Origin of the sequence: Glaciimonas immobilis, assembly GCF_011947285.1 — a bacterium.
Lineage (GTDB): Bacteria > Pseudomonadota > Gammaproteobacteria > Burkholderiales > Burkholderiaceae_D > Glaciimonas > Glaciimonas immobilis.
The window spans coordinates 331,017-349,151 of sequence record NZ_JAAOZT010000012.1 but is presented as its reverse complement, the minus strand read 5'-3'; the positions used below and the strand labels follow the sequence as shown (position 1 = coordinate 349,151).

Below are 18,135 nucleotides of genomic sequence, written 5' to 3'. Positions count from 1 at the left end.
GAAGGCTAACGGAATTATTATTCGAACTGATTTGGCTCTCCGAACGGTTCTCTGTTAATTAAATTATAAATAGGAATAAAAATGAAAGTTTTTTACGACAAAGACGCTGACCTTTCGCTCATCAAAGGTAAAAATGTCACGATCATCGGTTACGGCTCCCAAGGCCATGCGCACGCGCAAAATCTGAACGACTCTGGCGTTAAGGTCACGGTCGGTCTGCGCAAGGGTGGCGCATCGTGGGACAAAGCAGTCAACGCTGGCCTGAAAGTCGCAGAAGTCAACGACGCTGTTAAAGCTGCCGACATCATCATGATTTTGCTGCCCGATGAAAACATCGCCCAGGTCTACGCAGAAAATGTTGCACCATTTGCCAAGCAAGGCGCGACGCTGGCATTTGCCCACGGCTTCAATGTCCATTACGGTCAAGTCACGCCGCGTGCCGATCTGGATGTCATCATGATCGCCCCAAAAGCACCCGGCCACACTGTGCGCGCAACCTACACGCAAGGCGGCGGCGTGCCTCACCTGATCGCGATCTATCAAGACAAATCCGGCAATGCCCGTGACGTCGCATTGTCGTACGCGACTGCCAACGGTGGCGGCCGTGCCGGTATCATCGAAACCAACTTCCGCGAAGAAACTGAAACCGACTTGTTCGGCGAACAAGCGGTGTTGTGCGGTGGTGCCGTTGAACTGATCAAGGCCGGTTTTGAAACGTTGGTGGAAGCCGGTTATGCACCGGAAATGGCGTATTTCGAATGTCTGCACGAGTTGAAACTGATCGTCGACCTGATCTATGAAGGCGGTATCGCCAACATGAACTACTCGATCTCGAACAACGCGGAATACGGCGAATATGTGTCGGGCCCGCGGATCGTCAACGCAGAAACCAAAAATGCAATGCGCGCGATTCTGAAAGACATCCAAACCGGCGAATACGCAAAAAGCTTCATCCTGGAAAACAAGGCTGGCGCACCAACCCTGATCTCCCGTCGTCGTTTGAACGCAGAACACCAAATTGAAGTTGTGGGTGAAAAACTGCGTGGCATGATGCCATGGATCAAGCAGAACGCAATGGTCGACCAATCTAAGAACTAAGACCGTATTTAGTTATTGGAAAGTCAGGCATCATTGCTGTAATCGCTTGCAAGCGATCACAGCGTGAAACCGAAAAGCTGCGCACTATGCGCAGCTTTTTTTACATTGCTTGAATGGAATTTTATGGCGGCGGAGATGTCCAGCCTTTCTTGTTCGGATGTGCCATCAACAGGGCTGCGATCAGAATTAGCGAAGTCGCAGTAAGTGCAATCGCCGCTGCTGCATTGGTAATGTTGAAGGCGCCAGCAAATGCAACTGAGAGGCCGCTTACGATCGCATTAACAAAGCCGAACAGGCCAGATGCTTTCCCCCGATTGGGAAAAGGGAAAGAACTTAACGTATCTCCAGTACAGGGTACGATAATGAAGCCAAGCGCAGATTGTACGAATATGACACCAGCAACAATACAGGCAACGCCGAAAAGTTGTTGGAGCAACATACAAACCAAGCCGGTGCACATCGTTGTCCATCCAAGCCATAAGGTTTTCTGGCTAGACCCACTGGAAATCAAGCGACTGCTGAGAAATAGCCCGCTTGCCATAGCCGCACTGGCAATAGAAAGATAGAGACCGGTAAAAGTAGGTGACAGTTTTAATTCGTTAGATAGCAGGAACGGCAGACGTGCGCTGATCGGGCTGAAAACGATTTGGAAGGAAGCGCTCACAAGCATAGGCAAGAGAAAGCGACGTGTGCGGAGGATATCGATCCACGCGCTATGCGCCGCAGTATCCGAGCAGGGGCTTAACCTTTTCGATCGGGAAAATTCGATCCATACCCCAGCACATACAACTGGAAGCCGGACCAATTATGGTCTTGCCTCGTAAAAGGAAGCGAGACCACCAGTAGAAGCTTGTTAGCCGCTCGCGGTGAAGGCCGAATCGACCACCCCAAGCCCACACCTCCGCAGCAGCAAGAAATCGTGCAGCGGTCAATGCTAGCGAAGAAAATGCCGCCGATGCCGCCAGCCTATTCAACGTTCGCCTCAACGATGGCAAGGTTACTTTCCAAGAGCGTGCGGGGATGCAACCAAAGCCTTAACGTGCTTAAAATTCCATTTTCTGAGGCGACCCCAAACTAGGAATGGCGCTTTAGCCGGGCATTTTGCTATAGAGTCCGGTATCACATTACAAATATCGATTCATCTCTTATCAAGAAATTACTCTTTTAGATAGCATGAAAAACACAGCGTTACAAAAAACATATTTTGGCAAGCCAGATCAATGCTGGAGAGCGCGCCTCTACACGATTATTTTTGAAGCCGATACTGTCGCCGGAAGGCGCTTTGATACTGCCTTGTTGCTGGTCATCGTTCTCAGTGTTGCGACTGTCATTGTGGATAGTATTGGCGCGATTCGCGCCCGTGATTACTTGATATTGAATGGCCTGGAATGGTTATTTACCATTCTGTTCACAATCGAATACATCGTCCGGTTACTTTGTGTGAAGCGACCGCTCCGGTATGCCACCAGTTTGTTTGGCGTGATTGATCTGCTGTCGATATTGCCGACCTATATCGCCATCTTGTTACCCGAATTCCACTTTTTGATTGACGTCCGATTACTCCGCATGCTGCGCGTGTTTCGCGTTTTAAAATTACCGCGGTATTTCGATGAGTCACAGATTTTGTTGCAGGCGTTGCGTAACAGTCGGCACAAGATATTTGTATTTCTCGGCGCTGTCCTGATCATGAGTGTGATTTTGGGTACGATCATGTATGTTATCGAAGGACCGGAGCATGGATTCACCAGCATTCCGGTCGGCATGTACTGGGCCATCGTGACGCTGACGACTACCGGTTACGGAGATATACATCCCAAGACCCCTATGGGACAACTGGTCACGTCGATGGCGATGCTGCTCGGTTACGGCATTATCGCTTTACCCACCGGGATTGTCGGGGTGGAGCTGGCGATGAGTATGATGCGGCACAAGCCGACTACTCGAACTTGCATAAATTGTCTGACCGAGGGGCATGAAGCTGAGTCGCTTTTCTGTAAGCATTGTGGTGAGGCATTGCCTCCCTACCAATTCGATTCAGCAGCCACGTAGCTCTCCGGTCCTTTTGTTTTGCAAGATTAACTGGAGGGCGGAAAGAGAAAATTAGTTACAAATTAGAACTAATTCGCCTTGAGCGCGTCCAAATGCCAATCTGTTAAGTGTTAATGCAACTTATGGGGCTGGATCCTGCCTCCTTTTTCCTGGGAAATATTATGTCGCGATATCGCAAGTTGGTACTCTTATCTTTCTTGACCGTAGCAAGTTTGAGCGCACACGCACAAAACAAGGTGCAGACAACCGGTGCTTTGGTAGTTGTCCCCGCCTACGGCGAGGTCCGACACGCCAATGATCAGGTCCGCGTTACGTTCAATATCGAAGAGCAGGATAAAGACAAAGCTGCCGCTGCATCGCGCGTAAATCTGAAAATGAAACAAGGCACCGACATTTTAAAACGCCAGGATCCGCAGGCAATTTTGCAGACCCGTGGTTATTACACCTATCCAGTATATCCAGAAGAAACCCAGCCGCGAGCCAGCACCAGCAAACCGCGCCTGCCGACCGGTTGGCGGGTCGGTCAGTATCTAGATGCAACGACCACCAATCTCACTAGTTTGCCGAAGACTGTGGCCGCCGTTCAGAGCCTACTTGGCCTCAATGGTTTGAATTTCGGTCTGTCGGATGCAACCAGCAAGAAGCTGGACGATCAGCGGATCGCCGCGACTTATCTCAATTTGAACCAACGTATTGGTTCCATTGCGCGTGCGATGGGCCGTAGTGAGTCGGATGCGGTACTGGACACCATCGATTTTGAAGGTTCTGGCAATTACGCGCCGGAAGGTGCCATGCCAAAGGCAGCGATGATGATGCGTTCGGCAGCGCCTATGGACAGCACGCAGGTCGAAGAGCCAAGTTTTGAACCCGGGGAAACTACCTTAACTATGCGCGTGGTCGGCAAGGTGCGCTTCAAATGAGAGCTTTGGCCGCCGGACTATTAGCCAGCTTGACTTTGGTAGCCTGCAAGCCTGCCGCGTCGCCAGGAGATATTTTAAAACCGCAGCGCGACGCGTTGGAGCAAACAAAGGCGCTAGATGGTCAAATGCAACAGCAGTACAAGGAGCGACAGAAAGCCATTGATGACCAGCAAAAATAGGGGCTGGTTATACCCGGAGCATGGCTGAATGTTAAGAGATGTATTTTTGGGGCGCTTAAAGACGGAAAGTTTAGTGCTGCGGGCTAGATAATTTCGGCTTATGATTATTCCGTGATTGACTAATTGATTGCGTCAGTGACTGACTCAATGAACGAATTAATCGTTGATTGCAACGCAAAAGGTTACATTTTGCCCCCGCTCGACTAGAATAGCCACGCTATCAAATTTCCATCATCTTAAGACACTCCGGAGCGCAGTTGAATAATTATCCACATCCTATTATCGCCCGCGAAGGTTGGCCATTTCTCGCCATCGCATTTGCCGTGGCGCTGTTGGTCAGCTTTTTGTCGATTGGCTGGTCCATTCCTTTTTGGATTATTGCCTTATTCGTATTACAATTTTTCCGCGATCCTCCACGTGTTATTCCGCAAAATCCCGGCGCAGTGATTTCTCCTGCAGATGGGCGCATTGTCGTCGTTGAAAAAGCGCATGACCCGTACGCTAACCGTGAAGCATTAAAGATTAGCGTGTTCATGAATGTTTTCAATGTGCACTCCAATCGCGCGCCAGTGGATGGCAAGATCGAAACGATGCAATACTTCCCCGGTAAGTTCGTTAATGCCGACCTGGACAAAGCATCGATAGAAAACGAACGTAACGCATTGGTCATTACTGCCAAAAACGGTCAAACCGTCACTTGCGTGCAGGTGGCAGGATTAATTGCCCGTCGAATTCTGTGTTACGTCAAGGTCGGCGATACCCTTGCGCGCGGTCAGCGGTATGGTTTCATCCGTTTTGGTTCGCGGGTGGATGTCTATTTACCTTTGACGGCTACACCTAAAGTGGCCGTAGGAGATAAAGTCTCTGCCACTGAGACCATATTGGCCGAGTTTTAAACCCATTTGGTCGATAACGGAGCCATAACAGATCAATAACGATGTGTTATCACCTGTTTAGCGAGAGATCGGCAATGTCAACGCACCGGTAGCCATCACGTAAAACACATTTGCTTTTCCGGGCAACTGCCAGTATCAGCCGGACCTACAGCCGATAGTCTGAGCGACTGGCGTCTAACTCGTATCGCCAAGGAAGATGCGCGTAAGCGCCTGGTTGCGTGGATGGCTAGTGGAGACCAAGGCCACCAAGCGATTTTGCGTTAGTCCTATTAGTCTGAATGGTGCCGATTTTCTTAGTGGCGCCATAAATTTGTTTTTATAGATCGAAACGGAATTCACATGGCTACTTTCCCCCGCCGCAAGGCGAAGAGTAACGTTGCACAGTTCCCCAAGACATTGCGCACAAAAAATTCTCTGCGTACGCCATATCAGGAGGACGATGAGGATGAAGGTCCAAGACGGCCGAGTTTACGGCGCCGGGGCGTTTATTTGTTGCCGAATGCCTTTACAACTGCGGCCCTTTTTTGTGGCTTTTATGCAATTGTGATGGCGATGAATTTGAAGTTCGATTATGCCTCGATTGCAATCTTTGCCGCGATGGTGCTCGATAGTTTAGACGGTCGCGTCGCGCGAATGACCAATACCCAGAGCGAATTTGGCGCTCAATACGATAGCTTGTCCGATATGGTGTCCTTTGGTGCCGCTCCGGCGCTGGTCGTGTATGAGTGGTCGTTGCGCGGCATGGGCAAATTAGGCTGGCTGGCCGCGTTTGTGTATTGCGCCGGTGCTGCTTTAAGGCTTGCCCGATTCAATACTAATATTACGGTAGTCGATAAGCGTTATTTTCAGGGTTTGCCCAGTCCTGCGGCGGCAGCGTTAGTTGCCGGTTTCGTCTGGATTATGGATGACCTCGGTTTTGTGGGTGCGGATTTAAACTGGGTTGCATGGGTTATCACCCTTTATGCGGGTTTGACGATGGTGACCAACGTGCCTTTCTACAGTTTTAAGGATATCAACCTGCGCAAACCGGTGCCATTTATCGCAGCGTTTGTAGTGGTGCTGATATTGGTCGTTATTTCCAGCGCCCCATCCAAGGTATTGTTCGGCCTGTTTGTGCTGTATGGATTGTCGGGTTTAGGGGTATATTTCTGGCGTCTCTTTAAGGGCAAGCCGGTTAGCATATTGCAAACTGAACACGAACATGAGCGCGAAGAAAAATAGATAGGCTTGCAGTCTATTGTCAAAATTGCAAAATAGGTACTCTAATACCTTTTGAAGTACTTATTTTGCATTGGCACTATCCTAAGGGCTCCGTTATGGCTCGCTCAATTACGTAATCTGCAGATTTTCATCAGAAATCATGCAGATAATTCGTACTTACTCAGTCGTAAAGCAGCGCAAAGGCTCGCCCTGAATGCATGGTCCGCCATGCTCACTTCCGCCCTCGACTCACTTCCCCAAGACTCACACCATACCTTCAGGTGATATTCCCGTGACCTATACGGCCACGGCCCTTAAGCTTGCCCCCGGGATCACATCTGACCCTGACAAAAGGCGCGTTGCAGTATTTTAAAGCGGTATACATGGATCGTGAAGAGTCAGCTGGAGTATAGTCATAGAGCCTTAAAATGCTTGAGGACTTACGCAAAACCGTCCTAGCAACGGGCTTACCAACTCTGCCAACGCAGACAGCATGTGAGGGCCGGGCCACGTTGGCGGCAAGGAAGGCACAACGCGCTGGGGCGATTTTGCGTAAGTTCTATGATTATTTAATAGCACATTCAGGAGCACAGCATGGCAGCCAACTCACCCGAAAAACTCATCATATTCGACACCACTTTACGTGATGGCGAGCAATCTCCCGGCGCGTCCATGACCAAGGACGAAAAAATCCGTATTGCCAAACAGTTGGAGCGGATGAAGGTCGACGTGATCGAGGCGGGTTTTGCCGCTGCTTCACCCGGTGACTTCGAAGCCATCAAAGCGATTGCCGGAATCATCAGGGAATCGACGGTTTGTTCGTTGTCCCGCGCTAATGATAAAGACATCGCGCGTGCCGCCGAAGCGCTGAAACCTGCTGAGCGCAAGCGTATCCACACGTTTCTGGCCACCTCGCCATTGCATATGGAAAAAAAGTTGCGCATGAGTCCGGACCAGGTCTTTGAACAAGCCAAGATGGCCGTCCGTTATGCGCGCAACTTCACCGACGATGTGGAGTTCAGCCCGGAAGACGGCAGTCGTTCGGAGTTGGATTTTCTTTGTCGTGTGCTGGAAGCGGTGATCAAGGAAGGTGCAACGACCATTAACTTTGCCGACACTGTCGGGTATGGCGTACCGGAACTGTACGGTCACATGCTGAAGACATTGCGCGAACGGATTCCTAATTCGGACAAGGTTATCTGGTCGGTGCATTGTCATAATGATTTGGGCATGGCGGTCGCTAATTCATTGGCGGGCGTGATGATCGGCGGGGCGCGTCAGGTCGAATGTACGATTAATGGTCTCGGTGAGCGTGCGGGTAATACTGCTCTAGAAGAAATTGTAATGGCGGTCAAAACCCGTCGCGATTACTTCAATCTTGATGTCGCGATCGATACGACGCAAATTTTGGCGGCCTCGCGACTGGTATCGCAGATTACTGGCTTTGTCGTCCAGCCGAATAAGGCTGTAGTGGGAGCCAACGCATTTGCCCACGCATCCGGGATTCATCAGGATGGTGTGTTGAAGGCGCGTGATACGTATGAAATCATGCGGGCGGAGGATGTGGGGTGGAGCGCCAACAAGATCGTTCTCGGTAAATTATCCGGTCGCAATGCCTTTAAACAGCGTCTGCAGGATCTTGGGATTGATCTTGATTCAGAAGCCGAAATCAATGCTGCCTTTGCCCGTTTTAAAGAATTGGCAGATCAAAAATCGGATATTTTTGACGAGGACATTATTGCCCTAGTCTCTAGCGCGCAACAGTCGCACGAGGACGAACGTTATCGTTACGTGTCCTTATCGCAGCATTCGGAAACCGGTGAAAAACCAAGCGTCAGGGTGACCTTTTCAATCGATGGTCAAGAGGTCACATGCGAAGGGCAGGGAAATGGTCCGGTGGATGCTATCGTGAATGCAATCGAAACCAAGGTGGAGAGCGGATCGGAACTGCTGTTGTTTCTGGTCAATGCCATCACTACCGGAACGCAGTCGCAAGGTGAAGTTACCATGCGTTTGTCCAAGGCAGGGCGGATAGTCAACGGCGTCGGCGCTGATCTGGATATTGTGGTGGCCTCGGCCAAAGCCTATCTGAGTGCGTTAAACAAATTGCATTCGCGGGCAGAAAAGTTGAATCCTCAGTTGGCGACCTGATGCCGGGTCCGGAGGCCGCGCGCCAGACAGGCAAGCGTTAATCGTTCTGCATCTGGATAACTCCTTCGTAAACAGCAAAAAGCCCGACGCAATGCGCCGGGCGATGAAATTACTTGGTAGTACTTCCTGCGGAACCGTTAAACAGCATGATTCTGCAGGAAAGTTACACGTTTATTGAATAATAAAAAGTTAATTATTTAAAAGTTAATTGCTTAAAAGTTAATTACTTAAAATTGTTTACTTATTTATTGCACGCTCCAACATCCGCCCACTCATAACCCCAACCTTGACCGACAGTATCGGTGTACGCTGGATTGCCTGGCTCACGTGTTGTGTACCATTTTGCAAGGTAAATGCGGCCGTTATGTTGCACCTTATCTCCGTCTTGATACGCAGTCATAGTCTTCCACAATGGCTGGCACTCTTGACCTGGGTTGACAGGATCAACCGGCTCAACAGGAACGATAGGATCAACAGGATCAACAGGATCAACAGGATCAACAGGAACGATAGGGTCAACAATATCGGCAGCCACAATTTTGAAAGCTGTGGTTTTCTGTTTGAGCGCGCCAGAAGCTGGTTTTCCAATGGTGACCAGATCGTAAGTACCGGCTACCGCTTGATCAACCGTTACTGTGAACTGTTCAGTACCGTCTTCTACATCTTTTCCTTCGCTACGGGCTACTTCTTTGTTTTGCGCGTTATACACCACGTTTGTTACGTGGCTTGAATCGCCAGTAGTCTTAACGTTGAAACGCAGAGTGACCTTGCCGTTGTCCGCTTTGTAACTTGCATTGACGCCGCTGACAGCGATTGAGTATGCAGGAATAGCTTGTTGAATATCCACCCATACGTTAGTGATTTTGCTATCCTTTTGAACATAGGCAGTGTTCAGACCGTAGGCTGGCTTGACTTGATCATTTGCATTCAACTGGCCTGCTTTGTAGCCAAGGTTTTCTGCATTGATTTGGGTTGCCAACTGATGTGGCCACTGGTTACTCTTACCTTCTTGCGCGCTGCCGATAGTCAGTACAGTTTCTTTAGTTGCATCTTCCGATCCATCTACCATAACCCGTGCTTTGATGACTGTGTCGACTGGCAAATCTGTCTGGCTTGGTGCAATTGAACCAACGCCTTTCCATACCGATGGCACGACGCCGTCATTCTTTACGTTGACATCAACAACCTGGTAAAACGAAGCCGAAGTATCGGAGGTTTTCCATGTTGCCAAAATCACGTGATAACCACTGCGGTCAGCAGGAATGTTCAGTGAATGCTGCGATTTCATACCGCCGAGTTTACTATCTGCGTTGGTACCGTTATGCACTTCTTGACCGATAGGTGTCCATTCAAACGAAGCACGCGACAAAGGCATATTTGGGTTCCAGCCTTTTTTGGTGATAAAGAATTGCCAATAAGACGTACGATGCGCGGCGGTGTAATGCCATTTGAATGTATTTTGTCCAGTGTGAACGTCGGTTTTTTTCCAACGATCTGCTGTCTGTGGGTTCAGGTTACCGTATTTACCGCCAAGGCCACCGGCGGCAATATTGCCATCCTTTGGACCGCCGGTAGGAAAGGCTTCGCGGCCAGGCTGCAAGTTACCGTATGGATCGCCAGCACTATATTCAACGCCTTGTGGCTCGTACGGCTCGCGGCAACCGGTATTGGCACCTTGATAGCAAAGCAGTGAACGGCTTTTTGGTGATTCGATGTAGCCATGGGCCGATGCTTGTTGTGCCATAAGCGAACCAAGTACCAGTGTTAATCCCAGGGATAATTTTCCCAGGTTTTTCTTTGAAGCTGATGTAAACATTTGATGAAGCCTTTTGATAGTGTAAATAACAAGTCGTTCTGTAGAACGACCCAGGATTCAATGGATGACGTATGCAGTCCTGTAGGGCTTGCAGGTCACCAGTTGATGAGCATCATTGTGGGGTTTTGGATCAAGGCTGAACACCCGACAAGTGCTCGAACTGAATGAGAGAAGGGCGTGACTTGACTAAGAAAAGGTCGTAGGGAGGCGAGACAATTCTGTATCGATATCCGTTTTAAACGCATTGATTGAATATTGTCCTGCGAGTCGGCCCCTCGCGTTCATATAAAAACACTTAACGAATATGTGGTGCGATACGTGACTAAGGGACGGTGGAATGTTTCCTGACTTGCTGACCCGAAGAATAAGGCCAGCAGCTAAAGTTGAAAATGGGATTTTTCCCAATTATGATTTTTCGTGCTCTTCCATGCGCTCTTCATGCGCTATTTCTTACGGGATGCCGCCGGTTGCGGAATCGAAAGAGCTGCGTATTCTTGTCAACACAGAGTCGAATAAGCACTAGGGCAAGTGGGGAGGTTTGACGAGTGAGCTGTGTAGCGTCAGCCGCAACATTGTCAAAGCTGAGGTCGGCGTTTACCTGACTGTTATGTGTATCTTACTTTGGGAGCCAAGTAAATTAGCCCTTGGCGTTAGATCATACATAGTGCGAGGAATAAGGTTGCAGCGCGCTGCGCGTCAGGCCGGTTGCCGGTCAGGCGGATCGTGGTTTCTACACCGAAGCTTACCGCGGCTCGTTTTGTAATTGCGTCCATAAACGCGCCAGATAAGAATCGTTCAGCCCCTCTTTAAGTAAGCCCTCCAGCGTATGTTGCAGATAATCTCTGGCCGGTCCGTACAATCCGGTCGCGTCGCGCAAGTGAGAAATAATAATCGCATCGGAAAGGCGTCCGGCGTATCCCGCATGATGACGGTTCATCACAAACGCCAGCGCTCTGACTTGATGTGGAGGATTGATATCGGTTGCTGGTAGTCGAATCGATAGCCAGCGCGGCAAGTAGGCACCTGTCAGCATCTCGCGGCGCCATAGCATGCGTAACTCTGTTTCTATATTCGCTGCTGGAATCCAAAATGCCACGCCGTTGCAGCAACCGCCACGATCCAGACCCAATACCAATCCGGGCTTGTCTACCGTCCCGCGATTGATATTTGAATATAAATAAAATCCGCGATGATAGCCGTGCAATGTGGCCCGCCGTCGCTGGGTGAACAGGACCATCGGATTCCAGATGAGCGAGCCATAGCCGAACAGCCAGATGCCATCGGTATGCGGCGGCAACGACGCCAGCGCGCCCCGCCACGAGGCTTCTAACGTTTCTTCCGAGAGGAACGAGCCAGCGATCGGCGTGTTGATCAGTGCGTTACGCAAGCGGTCTTGTTCGAGGTCCTGACGCGTTATACTCATTACCTCAGGATAAGCTGGGCAACGGCTTTTGTGCAAGCGACCTCATAGTTTTTCGATAATATTCTTGCGCGCCGCTCAGCGCGTCATACTTTCAGCGTTAATTTCAACAGAATTTATCAGAAGAAAGTGTGAACCACATCAATCACCTCAAATGCAGGGTTGACTACGGCGATTTGCCGCCATTTATCGAAAGTCAGGCAGGGATGTGAAATATCAAAAGCGATCATGTCCCCGACTTTGATATCGTCGCCCTCAGCAATGTGCATATAAGCATGCTGGTCCATCATGCCCGTCAATTGCCAGTGGGTTGGGGTTGCCAAAGGTGCTTGGGTGCCGGGTCGATACTGTTTGGCCGGTTGCGGCAACCCGGCATCGAACGCCGCATCCCGTTTACCAAGCGCGATAATTGCTTTGCCGGGCTCCGGCACGGATTGCACATAAGCCCATAACTGGAGAGCCGGCAACAGACTGCTACGCATTTTTTGAGCCACCGGATTACGGGTCTGGATTTGTTCCTGCGATGCACGATAAACGCCGACGTCATGCGTTAAATAACAGCCGGGGCGCAGGATCACGTCCAGCGGCAAACCAATGTCAGCCCTGGAAAACTCCTCCGCCACTACGTCGTACCAGGCTGAACCGGCGCCGGTCAGGATGACGGGGCGAAGCGCCGCTCGCTCGGCAAATTGACCAGCATCCGCGAGGCCTTTGGTACACGTCACGGCGCGTTGCAAAAACGCCCGGATTTCCGCTTCTTCTTTCAAAACACCTTCATACAGCTCAATTCCAGCCAGAACGATATGACCCTTCCATTCTGCGATGGCGTTTAGCACAGCACTTTGTTGTGCGGCGTTCCGAACACCCGTGCGGCCACCGTCAACGCCCAGTTCTAGCAAAACGTGCAAGGTCTGGTGACGTTCCTTGAAGAACGCCCCTAACAAATCCACCCCCTGCGCAGAATCCACCAGACAGTAATATTCGAACGCTGGATCAGTCAGCAAGTCCGAGACGATCGCCATATTCTGCTTACCAATAAGTTGATTTGCCATGATCACACGTCGCACCCCGTGCACATACGCCACGCGGCTTTGATGAGCGGTCGCCAGTGTAATACCCCAAGCACCGCCCGCTATTTGCCGGGCAAATAATGCCGGTGCCATCGTGGTTTTGCCATGCGGGGCTAACTTGACGCCATATTCAGAGACAAATTGCTGCATCCATTCCAAGTTATGCTGAAGGCGTTCTTCATATAGTACGGCGGCAGGCAAGCTGACGTCCTCACGTAGTAAGTTCCAGCGCAAATCCTTGACCGCTGCGGTGGGCAACGGTTGTTGAACGTCGCCTAAGCCTTTATTCAGCGGCAGCAGAACCGGTGCCTTGATAGCGCTGTGATAGTTTGTATCATCCATAGATAATTCCCTCGTTTGCGCTCGTTTTTTGCCCGCAAAGGACAAAATAATGCCCCAAAATATTGTTTTTTATTCTTAATGAAGAATATTTTTCGTATGATATAAAGTAACACAAAAAAATTTCACCGCGTGGTAACCTTCACAAGGTTACCTAAGCTTGACCTACTACAGCTCTTGTAGAGCCTGCGAATAGTGTCCCGGAAATCGGTTTGTGAATCCTGCCAGGTGGGACAGTGCGCTAGTATGCGTGGAGAACACGATGCTGCCCGGGCAGATTTGTAAGCCCTTTTGAGAATAGGTCATATTTTGAATAAGAAAAGAGCGCGCATGGCACCTTTGTCGGCTGCCGTTACGGGGCATACCAGTAATAAAACGGCCCTACATACCCGATTACATATCGGCGCGCACACCGCGCCCCGTTCCGTCTTACATACGTTCGATATCGTGTGCCGTATTTCGGAACGCAGCAGCCAGCTAAGGCAGGCAGAGCAAAAAGTTGGGCACACAATTTTGGCAGATTTGCCGCTCGCTGCCGCGGCCAGTATCGGCACGTTGGCAACACGGGCTGGCGTCAGTCAGGCCAGTGTCACTCGCTTCGCCCGTGCCATAGGATGCAGGGATGTCCGCGACATGAAGATGAAACTGGGACAGGCGACTGCCATCGGTGAGCGATTTCTCCGCGCAGAACTGCCGGCGGCAGAAGGAGAGCGCGTGCCTCAGATTGCAGACGTTATTTATGCGGATATAGGCAAAGTCCTGGAAGTCAATCGCGCCCTGTTAAATCAGGATGCCCTGCAACGTGCCGCGGGTTTATTGCGGAATGCACGCATGATTTATGCCTTCGGCATGGGCGGCGGTTCGACCATGTTATCTGATGAGGCGCAGTATCGACTGGTACGTTTAGGGCGGCCCGCCGCCACGTATCACGACGCCTTGTTGCAGCGTATGGTCGCCGCTACGCTGGATAAAAACGACGTAGTGCTTGCGTTTTCTACGTCTGGAAATGTCCCCGAACTGCTTGCCAGTTGCGAGGTAGCCAAAGAGTACGGCGTATGTCTGATTGCCATCACGGCGGCAGGATCGCAATTGGCCCAGATCGCCGATGTCGTGTTGCCGATCATGTCGCTGGAAACCGATTTCATTTATAAACCATCATCGTCGCGCTACGCGATGATGATGGTACTCGATGTAGTGATGGCTGAACTGGCACTGCTGCAAAAGGATCATAGTCAGGAATTATTGCGACGGCTAAAATTCACGCTTGATACGCACTTAGGAAGCGGCAATCGCGGGCCGCTAGGAGATTGATATGACTGGCGCAACAACCACGAACAATAGCAGTCCCGATACAGGCAATGGCGACAGCACCTGCGACACATTAATTAGCAATGTGTCGTTAATCGATGGCAGCGGCGCAGCGCCGTTCGCAGCCGACGTCCTCATCCTCAACGGGCGCATCCTGCGCATTGCAGCGGTTGGTGCGCTGGACGGTTGGCAAGCAACACAAAAAATTGATGGTCACGGAAGGGTGTTGAGCCCCGGATTTATCGACGTGCATACGCATGACGATACCAACGTAATTCGCCAACCGGAGATGTTTCCTAAACTGTCGCAAGGCGTCACCACGGTCATTGTCGGTAACTGCGGGATCAGCGCCGCACCGGTGAGTCTGAAAGGCGCGCCACCCGACCCGATGAATTTATTGGGCGATACTAATGCATTCAATTATCCGACTTTTGCAAGTTACGTCGCAGCGGTCAATCAGGCCCAGCCATCGCTCAATGTCGCAGCGCTGGTCGGCCACACTGCATTGCGCAATAACCACATGGATCGCCTTGATCGCGCCGCCAGCGACGATGAGATCAACGCCATGTGCCTGCAGTTAAGCGAAGCGCTGGCGCATGGTGCCTTGGGTTTGAGTACGGGTTTGGCGTATGACAACGCGATCAGCGCGCCTACTTCTGAAGTAATGGCCTTAGCCGCGCCGCTGGCCGCTGCGGGCGGTATTTATGCCACCCATCTGCGCAGTGAATTTGCGGACATTCTGGAAGCAATGGAGGAGGCCTTCCAGATCGGCAAACACGCACGCGTCCCGGTCATGATTTCACATCTGAAGTGTGCGGGCGTCGACAATTGGGGCCGCAGCGGCGAAGTACTTGCCGCGTTAGAGCAAGCGCAACGCTATCAGCCTGTCGGTTGCGATTGCTATCCTTACACGGCCAGCTCATCGACGCTCGACTTAAAGCAAGTCACTGATACGATTGATATTCAGGTCACGTGGTCTGCGCCCCATCCAGCGATGGGCGGCAAGATGCTGGCCACGATAGCCGCCGAATGGAGCGTCGATCTGCTGGAAGCCGCCCGACGCTTACAACCAGCCGGCGCGGTCTATCACGGCATGCATGATGATGACGTCAACCGTATTTTGAGCCATCCGGCAACCGTTATCGGTTCCGACGGATTACCTAACGACCCGTTGCCGCATCCGCGTTTATGGGGCGCATTTCCTCGCGTGCTGGGTTATTACAGCCGTGAGAAGAAATTATTCTCATTGACCGTAGCCGTTAACAAGATGACCGGCTTGTCAGCGCAGCGCTTCGGTCTGATCGATCGTGGTCTGGTGCGAGAAGGTTATTGGGCCGATCTGGTATTGTTCGACCCAGAAACCATACGCGACGCCGCGACCTTCACCAATCCGATGCAAGCAGCCGAAGGGATTGAGGCGGTCTGGGTAAATGGCGTCCTATCGTATTGCGGGGGCGCAGAAAAGCGCGCTACTGGCAAACGTGCGGGGCGCTTTCTGCCACGAGTGGGGATTTAATTAATTCCGTCATTTTTTCGCAGGTCGGGAATGGCGGCTCCTTCCGTAAAGTTGCCGGTCAAGGCAGCACGGAAAGCAACACTGCAGTTACAAGGCCGCACATTTATAATTTTAAAGGGATCAACATGACAATTAAACGATACGGCGTAGAAGGCGGTACTGGAACCGGTGGACAGCATCTGCCATTTTCCCGCGCAGTGGAAGCGGATGGCTGGTTGTATGTGTCGGGGCAGGTGCCGATGGTCAAGGGCGAAGTCATCGATGGCGGCATCGTGGCGCAGTCGCATCAGGCGATCAAGAACGTCCTCGCGATTCTGGCCGAGGCCGGTTACGGTCCCGAGCACGTCGTCCGTTGCGGGGTTTGGCTTGACGACGCCCGTGACTTTCAGTCATTCAACCGGGTGTTCCAGGAGTACTTCGGTGCCAACCCGCCTGCGCGCGCCTGCGTCCAGTCGTCAATGGTGGTTGACTGTAAAGTAGAAGTCGACTGCATCGCCTTCAAGCGATAATGACGCGCTTTAATAATGCGCGTTGAAACACATTCACGTGTAAAAAATATTATAGATAAAGAGCGATGTGATATAAAGAGCGGCTAAAAATTTGCCTGGAATAATGTCAGGTCTTAATTCCTGCGAGGCCTGAAATAATCAGCAACTGGCATCGAAAGCCAGCGCGACGCAAACCGTAAGTGTCAACCCTGGAAAGTGTAGATTTGTTCGCACGATGCTGAATGTTGAAAACAACCGACAGATTTTTTTACATGCACACCCTTAGGAGATGGTAATGGAAATGGTTCAGGGAAACATGCTGCTGGCGTACGCACTGATTGCAGTGATTACGCTCGTGGTGCTTATTGCAAAATTCAAGATGAACCCATTCATCGTCCTGATCGTGGTGTCCGTGATTTTAGGTGCCGCAGTCGGCATGCCTATGGATACCATCGTCAAATCGTATGAAAAAGGTGTTGGCGGGGCGCTCGGTCACATCGCGTTGGTGGTGGGATTGGGGACGATGTTCGGCAAGATGATGGCGGAGTCCGGCGCAGCGGAACGCATCGCCAACACGCTGATTGGTGCCTTCGGACAAAAAAACGTTCACTGGGCCATGATGGTGGTGGCATTGATCGTCGGCTTACCCGTCTTTTTTGAAGTCGGCTTCGTGTTGCTCATACCGATTGCCTTTAACGTTGCCAAGCGCACCGGTACCAACATGATACTGGTGGGTATTCCAATGGTCGCCGGTTTGTCGGTGGTACACGGTTTGATCCCTCCGCATCCGGCCGCGCTGTACGCCGTAACCGCTTACAACGCTGACATTGGTCGTACCATTGTGTACGCGCTCATCGTTGGTATTCCCACGGCGATTATTGCCGGTCCTTTATTCGCCAGACTGATTTCGAAGTTTGTGTTTCCTAGTCCGGATAACCCATTGCTGGCGCAATTTGTGGAAAAAGATAGCACACGCGATTTGCCGGGCTTGGGTATTACTTTAGCGACGATCCTGTTACCAGTCGTGCTGATGTTGCTGGGTAGCTGGGCGGATATTTTCTTCACTCCAAAGACTTTCGCCAACGACTTTCTGCGCTTGATTGGTAACTCTGTCATCGCGCTGTTAATTGCCGCTCTGGTCAGCTTTTATACCTTTGGTAAAGCACGTGGTTTCAATCGTGAAGCGATTCTCAAATTTACGACAGAGAGTCTGGCACCTATCGCTGGCATCACCCTCATCGTTGGTGCAGGCGCAGGCTTCGGACAGATATTGAAAGACAGCGGCATTTCAAACGCTATCGTTGGGATTGCTACCAGCGCGCATTTGTCGCCTTTGGTCTTGGGCTGGTTTGTTGCTGCACTGATTCGTGTCGCCACAGGTTCTGCCACGGTCGCGATGATTACTGCCTGTGGAATTGTTGCGCCTATCGTATCAAGTGTGGCTGGTACCCGGCCAGAACTCATGGTGCTGGCAACCGGTGCCGGTTCGCTGATCCTGTCGCACGTTAATGATGGCGGATTCTGGCTAGTGAAGGAATACTTCAACATGACGGTGACAGAAACATTCAAAACCTGGACCGTGTGCGAGACGCTTATTTCAGTGCTGGGTTTGTTGTTTACGCTGGCGTTGTCATTGGTTGTGTAAGCATCTGCTGATATAAGAACCTGTAACCAAGATGATTGTA

Annotated in this window: 15 protein-coding genes; 11 read left to right on the top strand and 4 right to left on the bottom strand. The window is 51.1% G+C overall.

Translation table 11 applies throughout. The annotated features are described in order from the left end of the window. Positions 1 to 81 precede the first annotated feature (81 nt). The gene (ilvC, locus tag HAV38_RS18645; protein WP_168056878.1) at positions 82 to 1,098 is read left to right on the top strand and encodes a ketol-acid reductoisomerase; all 1,017 of its coding nucleotides are present in this window, start codon (positions 82 to 84) and stop codon (positions 1,096 to 1,098) included. A 121-nt stretch (positions 1,099 to 1,219) separates the two neighbouring features. Here ilvC and HAV38_RS18640 read toward each other — a convergent pair whose 3' ends face one another. Next, positions 1,220 to 1,903, bottom strand: a complete 684-nt coding sequence (locus HAV38_RS18640; RefSeq protein WP_168056877.1) for an MFS transporter — start codon at positions 1,901 to 1,903, stop codon at positions 1,220 to 1,222. Between the two features lie 368 nt (positions 1,904 to 2,271). On the opposite strand from HAV38_RS18640, the gene HAV38_RS18635 reads away from it, so the two are divergent. The 6 genes from HAV38_RS18635 (at position 2,272) to HAV38_RS18610 (ending at position 8,493) form a co-directional block, all read left to right on the top strand. Beyond that, positions 2,272 to 3,147, top strand: coding sequence for an ion transporter (locus HAV38_RS18635; protein WP_168056876.1), 876 nt, complete (start codon positions 2,272 to 2,274; stop codon positions 3,145 to 3,147). Between the two features lie 161 nt (positions 3,148 to 3,308). Next, positions 3,309 to 4,067: an SIMPL domain-containing protein gene (locus HAV38_RS18630; protein WP_168056875.1), complete on the top strand. Its 759-nt coding sequence runs from the start codon at positions 3,309 to 3,311 to the stop codon at positions 4,065 to 4,067. After that, positions 4,064 to 4,246 carry a hypothetical protein gene (locus HAV38_RS18625; protein ID WP_168056874.1) on the top strand — a complete coding sequence of 61 codons (183 nt, stop codon included), beginning with the start codon at positions 4,064 to 4,066 and terminating at the stop codon, positions 4,244 to 4,246. The genes HAV38_RS18630 and HAV38_RS18625 overlap by 4 nt, the downstream gene beginning before the upstream one ends. A 257-nt stretch (positions 4,247 to 4,503) precedes the next feature. Beyond that, positions 4,504 to 5,142 carry a phosphatidylserine decarboxylase gene (locus tag HAV38_RS18620; protein ID WP_168056873.1) on the top strand — a complete coding sequence of 213 codons (639 nt, stop codon included), beginning with the start codon at positions 4,504 to 4,506 and terminating at the stop codon, positions 5,140 to 5,142. A 339-nt stretch (positions 5,143 to 5,481) separates the two neighbouring features. Continuing rightward, entirely contained in the window at positions 5,482 to 6,363 is an 882-nt protein-coding gene (gene pssA / locus HAV38_RS18615; protein ID WP_168056872.1) for a CDP-diacylglycerol--serine O-phosphatidyltransferase, read from the top strand. A gap of 573 nt (positions 6,364 to 6,936) precedes the next feature. Next, positions 6,937 to 8,493 carry a 2-isopropylmalate synthase gene (locus HAV38_RS18610; protein WP_168056871.1) on the top strand — a complete coding sequence of 519 codons (1,557 nt, stop codon included), beginning with the start codon at positions 6,937 to 6,939 and terminating at the stop codon, positions 8,491 to 8,493. Positions 8,494 to 8,734: 241 nt separating this feature from the next. Here the strand turns inward: HAV38_RS18610 and HAV38_RS18605 are convergent, their stop codons facing one another. The 3 genes from HAV38_RS18605 to HAV38_RS18595 all read right to left on the bottom strand — a co-directional run bounded on the left by HAV38_RS18605 (position 8,735) and on the right by HAV38_RS18595 (position 13,141). Then, on the bottom strand, positions 8,735 to 10,309 hold the full coding sequence (locus HAV38_RS18605; RefSeq protein ID WP_168056870.1) for a lytic polysaccharide monooxygenase: 1,575 nt from the start codon (positions 10,307 to 10,309) through the stop codon (positions 8,735 to 8,737). A 742-nt stretch (positions 10,310 to 11,051) separates the two neighbouring features. Continuing rightward, the gene (locus tag HAV38_RS18600; protein ID WP_168056869.1) at positions 11,052 to 11,732 is read right to left on the bottom strand and encodes a gamma-glutamylcyclotransferase; all 681 of its coding nucleotides are present in this window, start codon (positions 11,730 to 11,732) and stop codon (positions 11,052 to 11,054) included. Positions 11,733 to 11,848: 116 nt separating this feature from the next. Beyond that, positions 11,849 to 13,141 (bottom strand): amino acid deaminase, encoded by a 1,293-nt coding sequence (locus HAV38_RS18595; protein WP_168056868.1) that lies wholly within the window; start codon positions 13,139 to 13,141, stop codon positions 11,849 to 11,851. Between the two features lie 327 nt (positions 13,142 to 13,468). On the opposite strand from HAV38_RS18595, the gene HAV38_RS18590 reads away from it, so the two are divergent. The 4 genes from HAV38_RS18590 to HAV38_RS18575 all read left to right on the top strand — a co-directional run bounded on the left by HAV38_RS18590 (position 13,469) and on the right by HAV38_RS18575 (position 18,095). Then, a complete protein-coding gene (locus HAV38_RS18590) occupies positions 13,469 to 14,449 on the top strand; it encodes a MurR/RpiR family transcriptional regulator (RefSeq protein ID WP_168056867.1) in 981 nt (326 codons plus the stop codon). 1 nt (position 14,450) lies between these two features. Then, positions 14,451 to 15,962, top strand: a complete 1,512-nt coding sequence (locus HAV38_RS18585) for an N-acyl-D-amino-acid deacylase family protein (protein ID WP_168056866.1) — start codon at positions 14,451 to 14,453, stop codon at positions 15,960 to 15,962. A 125-nt stretch (positions 15,963 to 16,087) separates the two neighbouring features. Beyond that, on the top strand, positions 16,088 to 16,471 hold the full coding sequence (locus HAV38_RS18580) for a RidA family protein (protein ID WP_168056865.1): 384 nt from the start codon (positions 16,088 to 16,090) through the stop codon (positions 16,469 to 16,471). Positions 16,472 to 16,745: 274 nt separating this feature from the next. Continuing rightward, positions 16,746 to 18,095, top strand: a complete 1,350-nt coding sequence (locus HAV38_RS18575; protein ID WP_168056864.1) for a GntP family permease — start codon at positions 16,746 to 16,748, stop codon at positions 18,093 to 18,095. Positions 18,096 to 18,135 lie beyond the last annotated feature (40 nt).